Below are 17,487 nucleotides of genomic sequence, written 5' to 3'. Positions count from 1 at the left end.
CTCTATATTAAATGCTTTTCACCGAGTTTGAAAAGCAGTTCTTGAACAGTATCCCTGCCGCTACCTTCCAAAATCATTCCCTGTCCTTTTGGACTTGGGGTGAAGGTTCGTCTTACATTTGTAGGTGAGCTGTTAAGCCCTGTTTCGTTAAGATTTATGTCAATATCCTTTGCGCTCCATACTTCAACCTGTTTTTCCCTATAAGCTTCAAATATGCCTTTAACGCTTGGATATCTGGGTTCATTTAACTCCTTAATAGCTGTCAACAAACATGGCATCTTGGTGGTTAGAACTTCATAACCATCTTCCAAAGCTCTGTGTGCTTTTACTTCTTTGCCATTTACCTCTAAATGAGTAACATATGTTATCTGTGGGATTCCCAAATCTTCAGCCAACTGAGGTCCAACCTGAGCAGTATCTCCATCTATAGCTTGTCTTCCACAGAAGATAATATCATAATCTGCTATTTTCTTAACTGCTGCTGTAAGAGTCTTGGCAGTAGCCCATGTGTCAGAACCTGCAAAGGCTCTGTCGGACAACAATATGGCTCTGTCTGCTCCCATAGCCAAGGCTTCTCTCAATGCCACATCTGCCTGTGGTGGTCCCATGGTCAAAACTGTTACATGTACGTCTTTATATTTATCTTTAAGCTTTAATGCTTCTTCTAAAGCGTTTTTATCATCATGATTTATGATGCTTGGAACACCTTCTCTTATAAGGGTGCCGGTTTTTGGGTCTATCCTTACCTCATTGGTATCCGGAACTTGTTTTATGCAAACAATTATCTTCATTTCATCGCACCTCCATTTACTTAAGCAGATTTGCAGATATTACCATCTTCTGCACCTGTGAAGTACCTTCATATATTTCAGTTATCTTTGCATCTCTCATCATTCTTTCAACTGGATAATCTTTAATGTATCCATATCCGCCGTGGATTTGTACTGCCTTTGTAGTTACATCCATAGCTGTCTCTGCTGCGTAAAGCTTTGCCATTGCAGCGTCTACTGAGAAAGGTTTCTTCTCATCTTTCTTAATAGCCGCATTATATACCATAAATCTTGCAGCTTGTACTTTAGTAGCCATATCTGCATACATCCACTGCAATCCCTGGAAAGACGACAATGGCTTACCAAACTGCTTTCTTTCTTTCATATATTTTGTGCATTCATCCAAAGCACCTTGGGCTATACCAAGAGCTTGGGCTGCAATACCTATTCTGCCTCCATCCAATGTCTGCATTGCAATTGCAAAACCCTTTCCTTCTTCGCCTAAAAGGTTTTCTTTTGGAACTATGCAATCTTCAAAAATAAGTTCTGAAGTGCTGGAACCTCTAATACCCATTTTATCTTCTATTTTTCCAATGCTAAAACCAGGAAAATCCTTTTCTACTATGAAAGCGCTGATTCCTTTTGTTCCTTTGGACTTATCTGTCATTGCGAAAATCACATATACATCAGCTTCTCCACCGTTTGTGATGAAAACCTTGCTTCCATTTAACACATAGTGATCGCCTTTTAATACAGCTACTGTCTGCTGGCCGGCTGCATCTGTACCTGCATTGGGTTCAGTAAGACCAAAAGCACCTAAGTATTTTCCTTCTGCAAGAGGCTTCAAATATTTCTCTTTTTGCTCATCTGTTCCAAATTGATATATTGGATGTGCACCTAGAGAAGTATGAGCAGAAAGTATAACTCCTGTAGTTGCACAAACTCTGGACAATTCTTCAACGGCGATTATATAGGATAAGGTATCCCCGCCTGCTCCTCCAAGTTCTTTAGGAAATGGTATTCCCATCATAGAATATTTAGCCATTTTCTCAACAGTTTCTCTCGGGAATCTTCCCTGTTCGTCAATTTCTGCTGCAAGTGGCTTAACTTCTTTTTCTGCAAATTCCCGCATAAGCTTTCTGACCATTTCCTGCTCTTTAGTCAGATTAAAATTCATATTTATACCCTCCTAACAATTTGAGTATTGTTTATCATTTAATACAGATAAATAATATCCATTGTTAAAATTTTAGCAAATTTTATGCCAGATTGTAGTTTTTTTTGCAATAAAATTTGAAGGAATCAAAAAAATAGACTATTAATAAGGTTCTTTATTATTGTGTATTACTAATTATCAGCCATTTTTCCCTTAGAATTAGAATAACTTCATATGCAGATGCATAGCAGACAATAAAAAAAGGAAAAAATGCCGAATTTACGGCACTTACTCCTTTGATATATTTTCCATTTGTTAAAGTTTTTACATTACCATCTAGCACAATTAAGAAATAAATATCATCTTTTTTGATAATTTTATATCATCCCGACCTACTTACCTCTTGCAATGAATATATATAAGCCAATAAGAACAAGAAGCTGTCCAATTATTTGCATAAATCCTGGAATCTCTCTTAAAAATAAAAACGCCAAAAATGTGGCACCAACCGGTTCAAATAAACTGCATATGGATACAGCATAAGCAGGCAGATACTTTAAAGCCCAATTGAATATGGTATGGCCCAAAATGGTGCAAAAGAAAGCCAAAGCAAAAAATATAGCATAGTTTTTCATAGAATATGGATACAGAGGTATACCCATAAATATACATCCTATAATCAGAATCAATGTACAGCTTCCATAAACTATAAATGTATAAGGCAAAAGGTTTATCCTCTTTCTCAATTCTCTCCCTATAAGCAGATAACCAGCCATAAATAATGCTCCTGATAGGGCAAGAAAATCACCTGCCAGTGCTGTACCTCCTATCCTGAAATCAAGCATACCAACCAAAACGCTGCCAGCTACAGCTGTAATAACTCCAACTAGTGAAGTTTTATTTATGGTCTCTTTAAAAAATATGTAAGAACCAATTACAACGAATATGGGAGACATTTGCACCAAAACTGTAGATGCTGCAACAGTCGTAAGTTTTAAAGATGTAATCCATGTGGCAAAATGCAATGCCAGAAAAAAACCGCTTCCAATGGCATACAAGGCATCTAGTCTTGTAATTTTAGCTAACTCTTTCCTATGTTTCACCAGTACCACAGGTGTCATAAGTATTAATGTAAACAGCATCCTATAGGCAGATATCACCATAGCCGGCGCATCTGAAAACCTCACAAATATTGATGATGTAGATACGGATAGAACTGATAACATCAACGCAAAATATGGATTTATGGTACTTCTTTGCTGTTGACTCATAACCTATTCTCCATTCTTTTCTAGTAACTATAGCATCATTATACCATAAGAATTAGTCTCTAGTCACTAGCCTCTGGTGTTACAGGGTATTCCTTCCAGGTTCCGGCTCACGGCACGAGACACACGTGCTAGGGTAATCCACTAGGGCATTTTTGAGGAGCACGGATTTACACGACGGGTTTTTTAGAATCACTATAGGGCAAATAAATAGTTGCTGTAGCATAATAGCCAATCTAAGGGATATATAATATCGCATGGGTTATTAACTTTGGTTACTCTAATGCTCTCTTATATATCCCTTAGATTTTATTGTATGTAAGAAAGCTACAGTAACTAGAGAATAAGCATATGTGCAAGTGAACATATTTATTGATTTTGGTCGTAACTCTTAGCGAAATATCCTTAGAAAAATCGTATGGACAGCACGAATGCTGCCCAAGCCTTCCAGAGCATGGAGGCTCTTTGGGAGGCGTTAGATTTTTCTTAGGATATGAGCTTTAGAGTTACCAAAATCAATATCTTTGTGAACTGTACATATGCTTATTCTATTTTGCTACAGTATCGAAATTGCTCCAAAAAACCTGCTGTGTTAATCTACATAAATCCAAAAGACTTAGGAGGAATATCCTAATACCATAGACCAGCGACTTGAGACCAGACCTAAAAGGAATACCCAAGGCAACGCAGCTACTTAACTAATCCAATATCGCGCCTATAATGACAATCTGTAAAACTTACCTTTTCCATATCTCCATAAACAATGGCTCTTGCTTCTTCCAATGTTCTGCCTAATGCGCCGAAAACCAAAACCCTACCGCCATTGGTGACAGTTTTGCCGTCTATGTATTTAGTTCCTGCATGAAATATGATTCCTTGTTCTTCCTTTTCAAGCCCATTGATCTCATACCCTTTCCGGAAGCTTCCCGGATATCCTCCTGAAGCCATGACTACGCACATAGCTGCATTACTGCTCCATTTTATCTCTACCTCATGAAGTCTTTCTTCAATAACAGCTTCCATGATCTCTACCAGGTCACTTTCCAATCTAAGAAGCACCGCTTCCGTCTCCGGATCTCCAAAACGACAATTGTACTCAATAACCTTGGGGCCTTCATTGGTAATCATAAGACCAAAGTACAATACTCCTTTATAGGGCCTGTTTTCCTTATTCATGGCTTCAACTGTAGGCTTTATGATTCGCTGCATAACATCCGCTTCAACCTTTTCATCATAGTGAGGCACAGGAGAGATGGCCCCCATACCTCCTGTATTAAGTCCCTTGTCATCATCAAAAACCCTTTTATAATCCTGAGCACTAACCATAGGTACAGCTGTTTTACCATCTACGAAAGCTAGAATTGAAGCTTCTTTTCCTTGTATAAACTCTTCTATAACCACTTTATTGCCAGCTTCTCCAAAATGCTTATCCGTCATCATGGTATCTATGGCATTCAATGCTTCTTCTTTAGTGTTGGCGATTATTACTCCTTTGCCTGCTGCTAAACCATCTGCTTTTATGACCACCGGTAATCCAAAGCTGCCAATATCTTCTTTTGCCTTGTCCGGATCTTCATAAGTATTGTATTTCGCAGTAGGTATCCCATATTTCTGCATAAAATCTTTTGCAAAAGCCTTGCTGCTTTCCAATATGGCTGCATTCTTTCTAGGTCCGAATATCCTTAAGCCTTCTTTCTCAAAAGCATCTACAATGCCAAGACTCAATGGAAGCTCTGGCCCTACTACAGTAAGATCTATTCTCTGTTTCTTTGCAAACCGGCATAATCCTTCTATGTCATCGGCTTCTATATCTACACATTCTGCCATCTGTTTTATGCCGCCATTACCAGGAGCACAATAGATATAATTGACTTTTGGACTTTGAAGCAGCTTCCATACCAGAGCATGCTCCCTGCCGCCACTGCCTACTACCAATACCTTCACTTCGGCACCTCCTTAGTGTTTAAAATGCCTCATACCTGTAAAAATCATGGCTATGCCTGCCCTATTACAAGCTTCTATGGAATCATCATCTCTTATTGAGCCACCGGGCTGGATTATGGCAGATATACCTGCATTTGCAGCAGCTTCTGCAACATCTGCAAAGGGGAAGAATGCATCTGATGCCATAACTGCGCCTTTCACTTGCTCTCCAGCCCTGTCAATGCTCATCTGGGCAGACCATATTCTATTGGTCTGTCCTGGACCTATGCCTAAAGTCTTGCCGTTCTTAGCTATTACAATAGCATTGGATTTTACATGCTTAACTACCTTCCAAGCAAATAACATATCTTTAATCTGCTCTTGTGTAGGTTTTTTCTCAGTAACATACTTTATATCTTCCACGGAAAAATCAACATGGTCTGAATCCTGAATAAGCAAACCTCCGGATACCCGCTTAAGCTCATATGCCTTTTCCTGTCTAAATTTAATGTTGTCCAATTTCAAAATCCTCAAGTTCTTCTTTTGCTTTAATATGCCCAATGCCTCATCACTATATGAAGGCGCAATTATAATTTCAAGGAATATTTTTGTCATTTCTTCTGCAGTTTTTGCATCCACTTCTTCATTTAATGCCACTATACCACCAAATATAGAAACCGGGTCCCCTTCATAAGCTTTCATATATGCCTCAAAAATATCCTCTCCGATGCCTACAGCGCAAGGATTAGCATGCTTAACGGCAATACATGCAGGTTCATTAAACTCCTTCAACAACTCCAAAGCGGCATTTGCATCATTTATATTGTTATAGGACAGTTCCTTGCCATTTAACTGTTCAGCATTATGAAGCATACCCATAGATTTGAGAGGATCTTTATAGTAAGCAGCATCCTGGTGAGGGTTTTCTCCATATCTTAAATCTTGAGCCTTCTCAAAGGTGAGTGTTAATAATTGGGGATACTTTTCCATACCAGCTTTGTCCCATAAATAATTGGCTATCAATGCGTCATAGTGGGCTGTATGGTTGAAAACTTTAGCAGCCAGCTTAAATCTGGTTTTATCCGTTACTGTTCCGTATTCCTTCATTTCTGCCAAAACCATATCATAATCCATAGGATCAGTGATAACTGCTACGTCTTTATAGTTTTTGGCTGCAGCTCTAAGCATGGAAGGTCCACCTATGTCTATATTTTCTATAGCCTCTTCCAAAAGAATTCCTTCTTTTTCTATGGTTTTCTTGAAAGGATAAAGATTTACTACCACCATATCTATTGTATCTATTTTGAGTTCTTTGAGAGTTTCCATATGATCCTGTCTATCCTTCATAGCCAATAAACCGGCAAATATATTAGGATGCAATGTCTTTACTCTGCCGTCCAAGCACTCGGGAAATCCTGTAACATCTGTAATAGGTATTACTTTGATACCTGCATCAGATAAAGCCTTTGCAGTTCCTCCCGTTGATATTATCTCTACACCCATTTCATAGAGTTTTTTTGCAAAATCTATTATCCCTGTCTTATCCGAAACGCTTATGATTGCTCTTTTTATCAAATTTATCACCTCAATTAGTTTTTATGCGAGTTGATATTTTAATAAACCTTTTAGTATCTTTCAGTAATTCCAAAAAGACCCAAAAAGAATACCATAACTCTGAGTTCTGAACCCTTAGTTCATAGTTTTAATTACTACTTTTCTTCCTTCTACCATAAGTTTACCTTCACAGTATAGTTTCACTGCTTGTGGCAATAACTTATGTTCCACACTCAAAATCCTGGCTGCAAGAGTCTCTGGTGTATCATCATCTTCTACCTTTACCGCTTCTTGGAGTATGATAGGACCTGTATCCGTCCCTTCATCCACAAAATGCACCGTTGCTCCTGAAACCTTTGCTCCGTATTCCAATACAGCTTTATGAACTCTATATCCATAGTAACCTTTACCGCAAAAAGCAGGTATCAAAGACGGATGGGTATTCATTATCCTGTTTCTATACCTTTCTATAACATCTTGAGACAAAATACTTAAGAAGCCTGCCAATACAACCAGTTCCACCTTATGTCTTTCCAGTTCATTTATGATAGCTTTCATGAATGCGTTTCTATCTTCAAATTCCTTTTTATCTATTTCAACAGCATTGATGCCGTGTTTTCTTGCCCTTTCTATGCCATAGACACCTTTTTTATCAGATATGACCATAACAATTTCCCCGTTGATATATCCATTTTCAACATTGTCTATCAAAGCCTGCAAGTTTGATCCGCCACCAGATATGAGGACACCAATTCTTACTTTTTGCATAACTCTATTCCTCCCTCTCCATCTGCGATTTCTCCTATGATATATGCTTTCTCCCCCATATTCTTCAAATCTTCCATGATGCTATCTGCTTCTGTCTTATCTGCAATTATCACGAGACCTATTCCCATATTGAAGGTGTTGTATAATACTTCATCCTCTATTTTGCCTAAATCCTTCATAAGCCTAAAAATGGGCAGCACATCCCAGCTTCCTAGTTCTACTCTAGCCCTTAATCCCTTAGGTATGGTCCTAGGTATGTTTTCTATGAATCCACCACCCGTTATGTGGGCAATTCCTTTGATATTGTACTTTTCAACAAGATTCAGTATTGTCTTTACATATATTCTTGTAGGTTTTAACAATTCTTCTCCTAGAATGCAATCCAATTCAGGGAATTTATGATCCATTTTATAATCATTGATTCCAAAGAAAAGCTTTCTTACGAGAGAGTATCCATTGCTATGAACTCCGTTGGAACCAAGACCTATGATCACATCTCCCTCTTTTACCTTCTCGCCATTTATTACTCTTTCCTTATCCACTATGCCAACTGCAAAACCAGCCAAGTCGTACTCCTCATCCTTATAAAAACCCGGCATCTCGGCTGTTTCACCACCTATCAAAGCACAGCCAGCCTGTATACAACCATCACATATTCCCTTTACAACTGCTTCCGCCTTTTTGGGATTCAGCTTGCCTGTACCAATATAGTCCAGAAAAAATAAAGGCTTGGCTCCGTGGCAGGCAATATCATTTACACACATGGCAACACAATCTATACCTATAGTATCATGCCTATCCATCATAAAAGCTATCTGTAGCTTTGTACCTACACCATCAGTACCTGATACCAAAACCGGCTCTTTCATTCCGGAAAAACTTGGCATAAAAAAACCTCCAAAACTTCCTAACTCTCCCATTACGCCAGGTATATATGTCTTCCTCACATGTTCTTTCATCAACCTTACAGCTTCATATCCAGCTTCCACATCTACTCCAGCATTCTTGTATGTCAATCTATCATCCATCTTTTTTCACCTTCTTTATTTTATTAACCGCAAAATCCACGAAAACGCTAAATTCCAATTTTGTAATTTAACAGTATATAAGGTTTGCTGTTCGCTGATTTATTGCATCAACATTAAGTCTTTATGACTCTGCTAAATGGCTAACACAAGATTATCAATTATAAAAAATCCCACTGCAACTTCAGGACATAGGCAACATTATGTCCTTCCATAAATAGTGTAAAAGTTGTAAGACTGCAAGTCAATCTCTCCAATAATGTTGCCTATGTCCTGAATGAACACTAACTATTCCAAGTTTATAATTTAGCGACCAGAATTTAGCAATTAAATAGGATATTCGCCGTTAAGACAGGCCGTACAAAAACCTTCACCCTTGCTGCCTACAGCGGCAAGAATACCCTCAATACTCAAGTAACCTAGACTATCTGCTCCGATGTATTGCCTTACTTTTTCAATTGTATTTTTGGCACCTATCAGCTCTTCTATATTTGGAGTGTCTATTCCATAGTAACAGGAGCTTATAACCGGTGGTGAACTGACCCTTACATGAACTTCCGATGCTCCTGCATCTCTCAAAGCCTGTACAATTTTTTTGCTGGTAGTACCTCTAACTATGCTGTCATCCACCATTACAACCCTTTTGCCTTTTATATTATCCCTCAAAGGATTGAGCTTTAGTTTTACTCCCAGTTCTCTCATGGACTGAGTAGGTTGAATGAAGGTTCTTCCTACGTACCTGTTTTTGATTAAACCAATAGAAAAAGGTATTCCCGACTCGTTGGCATAACCTATGGCAGCTGGAGTACCGGAATCAGGCACCGATATTACTGTATCCGCAATAGCCGGCTGTTCTTTAGCCAATATCCTGCCTGCATTTTCTCTCGCCTTGTACATGCTGATGCCATCTATGATACTGTCCGGTCTGGCAAAATATATATGCTCAAATAAGCAAATTTTCTTGGGCAAGTTGTTAATATAATCTACGCTTTTCATACCAGTCTCATCTATGACTAATATTTCTCCAGGCCTTACATCTCTTATGAACTGAGCCCCCACAGTATCCAAAGCGCAACTTTCAGAAGCCAGAACATACCCATTTTCAAGTTTTCCCAACACCAATGGTCTTATACCATATCCATCTCTTACTCCAATCAACTTGTTGTCAGTCAATATGGTCAAAGCATATGAACCTTTTATTATTTCCATTGTGTTCTTTATTGCCTCTACTATATCTCCTTTATAGTTTCTGGCTATCAAAGCGGCAATGACTTCAGTGTCTGTAGTGGTGCTAAATATCATTCCGTCATCTTCCAATTGGCTTCTTAGCAAATCCGCATTTATTAAGCTACCATTATGTGAAAGAGCCAGATTACCATTCTTATACTTTACGACTATAGGCTGTGCATTGGCCGCAAAGCTCGCTCCCGCTGTTGAATACCTTACATGTCCTATAGCCATATCTCCTTTTAATAAGCCAAGTATCCTCTCGTCAAACACTTCGTTTACAAATCCCATATCCTTGTAGCAGGTTATTATGCCGTCGTTATTTATAGCAATTCCTGCGCTTTCCTGACCTCGGTGCTGCATTGCCACCAAGCTATAATATGCTGCATTGGCTGCATTTATATTACCCCTATCATATATTCCAACTATCCCGCACATATCTCTATCTCCTAATAATTAATTTAAAATTCTTCTACTTTCAAATTTTCATCTTTTTTTATAACTTCCTGAGCCATAACTTCTCTTCGAAGTTTTAAAGCCTGCCTGAGATTTTCATATTTGATTGATAGCATTTCCACTGCCAACAGCCCTGCATTTTCTGCTCCATCTATACCTACAGTGGCTACTGGAATCCCTGAAGGCATCTGTACTATGGAAAGCAAAGCATCCATGCCATCCAATGCAGAAGATTTGATAGGTATGCCTATTACCGGTAATGTGGTATAAGCTGCCAGAACTCCTGGCAAATGAGCTGCCTTGCCGGCTGCAGCTATTATCACATCAAAGCCCGCTTCTTCTGCTTCCTTTGCGAAATTAGAAGCTCTATCTGGTGTCCTATGAGCAGATATGACTCTCGCTTCAAAATCCACATTGAACTCTTTAAGTATCTTCATTGTTTTTGATACAATAGGCAAATCTGAATCGCTGCCCATAACGATGGCAACTTTTGGACCTTTATCCATGGAAATTCCTCCTTAAAATCCGTATTTGTAAAAAATCCGATTAAATTTTAAAACCTTAACCGGATTGTATATTTCATAATATTAACCTGCCATATCAACAAATCTTTTAAACATTTTAGTATGTAACAAAAAAGACGGGCAGTGAAACCCGTCCAAAAAATATGAACTGTGCATTTCACTCATAGTCAAACAATTTACGGTTGTTTGGTAGAGACTTTCAGGCCATATTCCTGATATTATATGAGCTAAAATAACATATAAGTGTTCTTTTGAAATTATATTATCATATGCTCAATTTTACCGTCAAGGATTTTTTCGAACTTTTTATTATAAAAATTATATTTAGTACGATTTATATCGAATCTTATATGATATGCTTCTATATATTATTCGTGTTATTTCGCAAAGTAATCTACTCCAGCTCTAAATATATTTTGTTCCTTTTCACCAGGCACATTTTTATATAAATGTCTTCCCACCCTCTCCGAATGTGCCATCTTGCCCAATATTCTCCCATCCGGACTTGTTATGGCTTCTATGGCACATATGGAACCATTTGGATTGTAGGGTACCTTTGCTGCTGCATTTCCATCCAAATCTACATATTGAGTAGCTATTTGTCCCTTGTTTGCCAGATGCCTTACCATATCTTCACTGGCTACAAATCTTCCTTCTCCGTGGGATACCGGTATGGTATGGATATCTCCTACTTCTGAATAGGCAAACCAAGGCGATAAGGTGGAAACTACCTTTGTCCTTACAAGTTGGGATACATGGCGGCCAATTTTATTATAGGTCAAAGTAGGACTGTTCTCATCTATATCCCGTATATGGCCATAGGGTAAAAGACCAAGCTTTATCAATGCCTGGAAACCGTTGCATATTCCTATGATCAATCCGTCTCTCTTGTATAACAGATTCATTACCGCTTCCTTTACATAGTCATTCCTAAATACAGCGGCTATAAACTTACCTGAACCATCCGGCTCATCTCCTCCACTGAAGCCACCGGGTAAAGCCAATATCTGAGAATTGTCTATTCTCCTTACCAGTTCTTTTATGGATTCTTCGATATCCTGAGGAGTAAGATTCCTTATGACCATTATATCTGCTTTTCCACCTGCATCTTCAAAAGCTCTAGCTGTATCATACTCGCAATTTGTTCCCGGAAATACAGGTATTAATACCCTTGGAGAAGTATGCTTAATGCTGGGTTTGTTAATGTTTCTGCCTCTATATTCAACTTCAAATATATTATTGGCTTTCTCTGCTTTTGTAGGAAATATTGTCTCCAGAGTTTTAGTCCAGACACCATAAGCCTCTTTCAGACTTATTTCAATTTCCCTAATATAAATGGACTGCCTACTCCAAGTTAACCCCAGCTTCCTATAGGCTATACCTTGCAAAAGCTCATCCACATCCGTATCTCTTTCCATTTCTATGATTATGGAGCCAAAATCCGGGGCGAAAAGCTCATCATGATCAAAGTCTCCAAATAATCTCACTCCTATTCTGTTTCCAAAACACATTTTTGTAATGGCAGCAGCCAAACCTCCTTCCTTTACTGTGGAAGAAGACAGAATAAATCCTGCATTAATCAGTTGACGAAGCCTTTCATAGGTTTTCTTCAGAGCCTCAAAATCTGGCAGGTGATTTTCATCTCTGATGACAGGCAAAAGTATAACCTGACTGCCAATAGCCTTAAATTCCTGGGACACTGCCTTTGTAACATCCATAGGAGCCAAAGCAAAGGCAACTAAAGTTGGAGGCACATTGAGATCCAGGAAGGTGCCTGACATGCTGTCCTTGCCTCCAATGGCGGATATGCCCAGTTGCTTTTGAGCAAAATATGCTCCTAACAGCGCAGCAAAAGGCTTGCCCCATTTCTTCTCGTCCTTGCCCAGTTTTTCGAAATACTCCTGGAGAGTGAGCCTGATTTTCCTGTAATCTCCTCCCAATGCTGCAACTTTTGATACTGCATGGACCACAGCATACAATGCTCCGTGGAATGGGCTCCAACTGGATAAATAAGGATTATATCCATAGGTCATCACCGTACCTGTAGTTGTATCACCGCCTAATACAGGCAACTTCATCACAAGTCCCTCACTGGGAGTTGCCTGATATATCCCTCCGAAGGGCATCAATACCGTGTTGGAACCAATTGTGGCATCAAATTTCTCCACAAGGCCTTTCTGACTACATACATTCAAATCCTCCAGATTTTTCATCCAGACTTTTTTTATATCAACTTTTCCATCTTTGGTCTCATAATTTTTATAAAAGTTATCCTTATCTTCAGGCATAGCAACCTTTATATTGGTCCTTTGCCTTATGCCGCTAGTATCTAGAAACTCTCTGCTTATATCTACTATTGTGTTTCCCTTCCAGACCATTGTCAGCCTTCTGTCATCAGTAACTTTAGCTACTGCGACAGCTTCAAGGTTTTCTTCACGGGCTGCCTTGATAAACTTCTCTTCATCCTCCGGAGCGATGAGCACCGCCATCCTCTCCTGGGATTCGGATATAGCCAACTCAGTGCCATCCAAGCCTTCATACTTTTTAGGTACTGCATCCAAATCTATATATAACCCTTCTGCTAACTCACCTATGGCGACAGATACTCCTCCTGCACCAAAGTCGTTGCATTTTTTTATCATCCTACTGATTTCTGGATTCCTAAAAAGCCTTTGAATCTTTCTCTCAGTGGGAGCATTTCCCTTCTGCACTTCTGGACCGCTGGTAGCCAGAGACTTCTCATCATGTTCCTTGGATGATCCTGTAGCACCGCCACAGCCGTCTCTCCCTGTTCTTCCACCCATCAAAATGACAATATCTCCTGGAACTGGAGCTTTCCTTACCACATTGGCTTTTGGAGCGGCACCTACCACAGCTCCTATCTCCATCCTCTTTGCCACAAAGCCTTCATGATAGACTTCCGCTACCTGTCCTGTTGCCAATCCTATTTGATTCCCATAGGAACTGTATCCGTTTGCTGCGCCAGTCGTTATCTTTCTCTGGGGTAATTTGCCCGACAGAGTCTGGGATACAGGCGTCCTGGGGTCTCCGCTTCCTGTAAGCCTCATAGCTCCATATACATAGGATCTTCCTGACAATGGGTCCCTTATGGCACCACCGAGACAAGTAGCCGCTCCGCCAAAGGGTTCAATCTCAGTAGGATGGTTATGGGTTTCGTTCTTGAACATGACCAGCCACTTTTCTTTTCTGCCATCCACATCTGCTTCCACTTCTATACTACAGGCATTTATTTCATCGGATATTTCCAAATCATCAAGCTCACCTTTTTTTCTCATCTCTTTCATGGCCATCTGTGCCAGATCCATGAGACACATAGGTTTTTCCTTGTCTCGGTAAACAAAACTTCTGCCATTTCTATACATATCAAAGGCTTTTTCAAGAATTTGTTTGTACTTGCCTTCTTCTATATGAACATTTTCTATTATGGTATTGAATGTGGTATGTCTGCAGTGATCAGACCAATAGGTATCTATAACCCTTATCTCCGTTATTGTAGGATTTCTTTTCTCCGTATCCCTGAAATAGCTTTGGCAGAAGGCCAGATCTTCAAAGCTCATTGCCAAACCCAATTCCTCTTTGAAAGCTTGAAGTTCCCTTTCACCCATATCTATAAAACCTTCCAGAACAGCTACACTATCTGGAGTATCTATCTCCATTGTCAAAGTATCATATTTCTTAAGCTCTGCTTCTCTCATCTCCACAGGATTGATGTAATAGGACTTAATCTTTGACAGTTCTTCTTCCGATACATTTCCCTTAAGTATAATCACATTGGCAGTTCTTACCTCTGGTTTGTGGCCCATACCTAAAATCTGAAGGCATTGAGCTGCTGAATCCGCCCTCTGGTCATACTGCCCTGGTAAATATTCTACTGCAAAAACCTTCTCCTTCTTATCCAATTCCAATTCTTCCTCATATATATAATCCACCGGAGGCTCGGAAAATATGGTGAATTTGGCCTTTTCGTAAACCTCATGGCTTATGCCTTCCACATCATATCTTTTGATGATCCTTAGACCTTCAAGGCCCTTAATGCCAAGGTTTTCTTTCAAATCCGCCATCAATGCTTTTGACTCCACTGCAAATTCCGGCTTCTTCTCAACAAATATCCTTCTCACCTTGCTCACTGGAAACACTCCCATCTACTAAAATATAACAAATGTGCAATTTAACATTTCTTTTCATTTAATTACTTATTTCAAATTAACAACCGATTCTTCTTTACAATGCAAGTTTAGCATAGTATTATTTATTATAACAATTAATATTTCTAATCATATTTATAAGGAGAAGTAATCAATGGATGTGAATTTTGAGTTATACAAGGTATTCTATTATGTGGCTAAACTCAACAGCTTTTCTGAGGCTGCCGACAAGCTATATATTTCCCAATCTGCCGTTAGCCAATCCATAAAAGCTTTAGAATCCAAACTCGGAATAAAGCTTTTTATTAGAAACACTAAAAACATAAGGCTTACCACTGAGGGTGAGAAACTATTCGCATATGTAGAACAAGCGGTAAATCTTTTCTCTAAAGGTGAAAGGCTCATTGATGAGATGAAGGAACTGGAAGAAGGAGAGGTACGGATAGGAGCCAGCGATACCATTTGCAGGCATTTTCTCCTGCCCTATATAGAAAGATACCATACTCAATATCCTAATATAAAGATTCACATAATCAGCAGAACCTCTCCTGTCTGCACACAGCTTTTGGAAAAAGGTGAAGTGGATTTGGCTGTGGTGAATATAAATGAAAACTATGATTACAAGAGCTTTAATATAAGTATATTAAAGGAAATCGAAGATATTTTTGTAGCAGGAAAAAGATTTAATGTTCTTAAAGGCAGGAAAGTAACCCTTGAAGAGCTTTCTCAATACCCATTACTTATATTGGAGAAGAACACCAATACCAGAGCATCCTTTGATAAACTTTTCCAAGAACAGGGTATGAAAGTAAAACCAGAAATAGAGCTGTCCAGCATTGATTTATTGATAGACATGGCAAAAATAGGTCTAGGAATATCCTATGTAGTAAAGGATGCTGCCGTTTCAGCTATTTCTGATGGCAGCCTATTTACCATAGATTTAAAGGAAAAGATAAAGCCCAGACAACTGGGATTGCTAATACACAAAGACATACCTCTACCCAGGGCAGCTCAGGAGCTTGTAAATCTAGTTATAGCTTCTGCCTTTGAGCAGAATTAAAGTTACTCCCATTACCATATATGCTGCTTTACTGACTATCTCTTTATCCTATCTTGCTTTGTAATGTATAGCGTCCAATAAATAAAAAGGATAGATGGATCCTTATAGTATGCTTTGCCTCTTGTACAAAAGGATTCTACCAACGTTTCATATTTATATTATGCTTTTGCAAATATACCTTTTTTAATTCCTCCAGTGAAATAGAATATCAAAGCATCACATCATTATAATACATTAATACATCACACAATTCCTCTATAAAATGATTTCTTGTGTTTTCATCATTCATATTAACCCCCTGCAATTACTATTCATTGGATTATTTAACATTTTTCATATGTACACCATTTTATATTCATGGACTAATTATAGCACTGTAAATAACATTTCATTATATCATATAAACTTGCTCTAAATCAACAAGTTTAAAAGTCATAAATTCATTTCCTATTTCTTAAACAGCAAATGGAGCAATGGATATCTCGTTTCGGTAACTGCATTGAAAACGGTCCGTTCCGGACTTTTTGGCATTATAAAGGCTGAAATGTTCAATTTGCATAAATCTACTGACGAGGCTTCTCTCCAAAGCGCAATTGACAAGTACATATACTTATATAACTATGAACGGTTTCAGGAACTCTTCGATAACCGCCACTTTATGGAAGTTCTGGCTGCTGCGCTTGGAACAGACTACCCTGAAAATATGCCATTGCCGAGAATAGACCTATTCTGAGGTTAAGACAGAATTTGTCACATAAAAAGCTACCACTAATTTAGCAGTAGCCATTCTATAATAATTATTGAATTCTTTTCCTGGTATACATTTACAGATTGGAAGCATTTATTTTGTATATAAACAGTAGATTTTAATATTTCTACGCTATTTATTACTTTTATTACATGCTCCGAATCTGCTGGTTCTTCAGCGTAATTGAGCCAACTTCTCCATAAAATCGATGATTTGCTCTTGGCATTTTTTATCATAGTCTTGAAGCAGTTCAAATACAATTCTATCTTTTTCCTTATGCATTTGTCGGTGTAAATCCGCCAGTTCAGCGCCTAAAGAAGTAACGTAATAATAAATCTCTTTCAAGTTAGTGGGACGCCGAACTTTCCTAATTAATCCATGATCAAGCAATTTTCGTGTGACTTTAGATACCGCACCCTTAGTAACTTTTAATTCTCCAGCAATATCGATCCCTTTAATGCCTTCCTTTTCAAAGATAACTTCCAAAACATGAAGACCTAGTATTGATAAATGTGGCGCAATCTGCTTTATTTCAGGATTGGATGTATGCTCAATCAACCATTTTTTTTCAGCATCATCATCGGACTCACGAACTAGAATTTGAATTAAAGATTTTTGAATCCGATCCACGGCCTTTTGCAAGTCATTGATTGTAACATCAGTCATAAAGAACCTTCCTCTCTTCAACTTAATTAAGTATTCCACAGTTCTCCAGGAACCATTTAACTTCAGCAAAACTCAACCAATATAAACGGCAAACCTGCAATTCCACCATTTATCGGAGCTTCGTAGGCGGCGTGTCCAAGCGGTATTCAGGAAATACCGGCTCGAGTATGATTTCT

13 protein-coding genes and 1 riboswitch are annotated in these 17,487 nt (G+C 38.7%); of the genes, 2 read left to right on the top strand and 11 right to left on the bottom strand.

Going from position 1 to position 17,487, the window contains the following annotated elements; translation table 11 throughout:
• Positions 1-2: 2 nt before the first annotated feature.
• From BUB48_RS00840 to BUB48_RS00795, 10 genes are all read right to left on the bottom strand, one after another.
• Complete coding sequence (locus BUB48_RS00840) at positions 3-791, bottom strand: electron transfer flavoprotein subunit beta/FixA family protein (RefSeq protein WP_073023526.1); 789 nt, start codon at positions 789-791, stop codon at positions 3-5.
• A gap of 16 nt (positions 792-807) precedes the next feature.
• A complete protein-coding gene (locus BUB48_RS00835; protein WP_073023524.1) occupies positions 808-1,947 on the bottom strand; it encodes an acyl-CoA dehydrogenase in 1,140 nt (379 codons plus the stop codon).
• Between the two features lie 371 nt (positions 1,948-2,318).
• Positions 2,319-3,197 carry a DMT family transporter gene (locus BUB48_RS00830; protein WP_073023522.1) on the bottom strand — a complete coding sequence of 293 codons (879 nt, stop codon included), beginning with the start codon at positions 3,195-3,197 and terminating at the stop codon, positions 2,319-2,321.
• A gap of 687 nt (positions 3,198-3,884) precedes the next feature.
• Complete coding sequence (gene purD, locus BUB48_RS00825; RefSeq protein WP_073023520.1) at positions 3,885-5,138, bottom strand: phosphoribosylamine--glycine ligase; 1,254 nt, start codon at positions 5,136-5,138, stop codon at positions 3,885-3,887.
• Positions 5,139-5,150: 12 nt separating this feature from the next.
• On the bottom strand, positions 5,151-6,692 hold the full coding sequence (purH, locus tag BUB48_RS00820) for a bifunctional phosphoribosylaminoimidazolecarboxamide formyltransferase/IMP cyclohydrolase (protein ID WP_073023518.1): 1,542 nt from the start codon (positions 6,690-6,692) through the stop codon (positions 5,151-5,153).
• A gap of 114 nt (positions 6,693-6,806) precedes the next feature.
• Positions 6,807-7,439, bottom strand: coding sequence for a phosphoribosylglycinamide formyltransferase (gene purN / locus BUB48_RS00815; RefSeq protein WP_073023516.1), 633 nt, complete (start codon positions 7,437-7,439; stop codon positions 6,807-6,809).
• Positions 7,427-8,467, bottom strand: coding sequence for a phosphoribosylformylglycinamidine cyclo-ligase (gene purM, locus BUB48_RS00810; RefSeq protein WP_073023514.1), 1,041 nt, complete (start codon positions 8,465-8,467; stop codon positions 7,427-7,429). The genes purN and purM overlap by 13 nt, the downstream gene beginning before the upstream one ends.
• A 324-nt stretch (positions 8,468-8,791) precedes the next feature.
• Positions 8,792-10,129: an amidophosphoribosyltransferase gene (gene purF, locus BUB48_RS00805; protein ID WP_073023513.1), complete on the bottom strand. Its 1,338-nt coding sequence runs from the start codon at positions 10,127-10,129 to the stop codon at positions 8,792-8,794.
• Between the two features lie 23 nt (positions 10,130-10,152).
• Positions 10,153-10,653, bottom strand: a complete 501-nt coding sequence (purE, locus tag BUB48_RS00800) for a 5-(carboxyamino)imidazole ribonucleotide mutase (protein ID WP_073023511.1) — start codon at positions 10,651-10,653, stop codon at positions 10,153-10,155.
• A 162-nt stretch (positions 10,654-10,815) separates the two neighbouring features.
• Positions 10,816-10,917, bottom strand: a riboswitch (purine riboswitch).
• 131 nt (positions 10,918-11,048) lie between these two features.
• The gene (locus BUB48_RS00795; protein ID WP_278308932.1) at positions 11,049-14,819 is read right to left on the bottom strand and encodes a phosphoribosylformylglycinamidine synthase; all 3,771 of its coding nucleotides are present in this window, start codon (positions 14,817-14,819) and stop codon (positions 11,049-11,051) included.
• 172 nt (positions 14,820-14,991) lie between these two features.
• Here BUB48_RS00795 and BUB48_RS00790 point away from each other — a divergent pair, with 172 nt between their 5' ends.
• Both BUB48_RS00790 and BUB48_RS00785 read left to right on the top strand, forming a co-directional pair.
• The gene (locus tag BUB48_RS00790) at positions 14,992-15,897 is read left to right on the top strand and encodes a LysR family transcriptional regulator (protein WP_073023507.1); all 906 of its coding nucleotides are present in this window, start codon (positions 14,992-14,994) and stop codon (positions 15,895-15,897) included.
• 499 nt (positions 15,898-16,396) lie between these two features.
• Positions 16,397-16,630 carry an IS3 family transposase gene (locus BUB48_RS00785; RefSeq protein WP_073023505.1) on the top strand — a complete coding sequence of 78 codons (234 nt, stop codon included), beginning with the start codon at positions 16,397-16,399 and terminating at the stop codon, positions 16,628-16,630.
• A 189-nt stretch (positions 16,631-16,819) separates the two neighbouring features.
• Here the strand turns inward: BUB48_RS00785 and BUB48_RS00780 are convergent, their stop codons facing one another.
• Positions 16,820-17,311, bottom strand: a complete 492-nt coding sequence (locus BUB48_RS00780; RefSeq protein WP_073023503.1) for a MarR family transcriptional regulator — start codon at positions 17,309-17,311, stop codon at positions 16,820-16,822.
• Positions 17,312-17,487: the final 176 nt, after the last annotated feature.

Origin of the sequence: Lutispora thermophila DSM 19022 (assembly GCF_900142105.1) — a bacterium.
Classification (GTDB): Bacteria; Bacillota; Clostridia; order Lutisporales; family Lutisporaceae; genus Lutispora; species Lutispora thermophila.
Note: the sequence above shows the minus strand (reverse complement) of the source record. Positions and strands in the feature narration are given on the sequence as shown.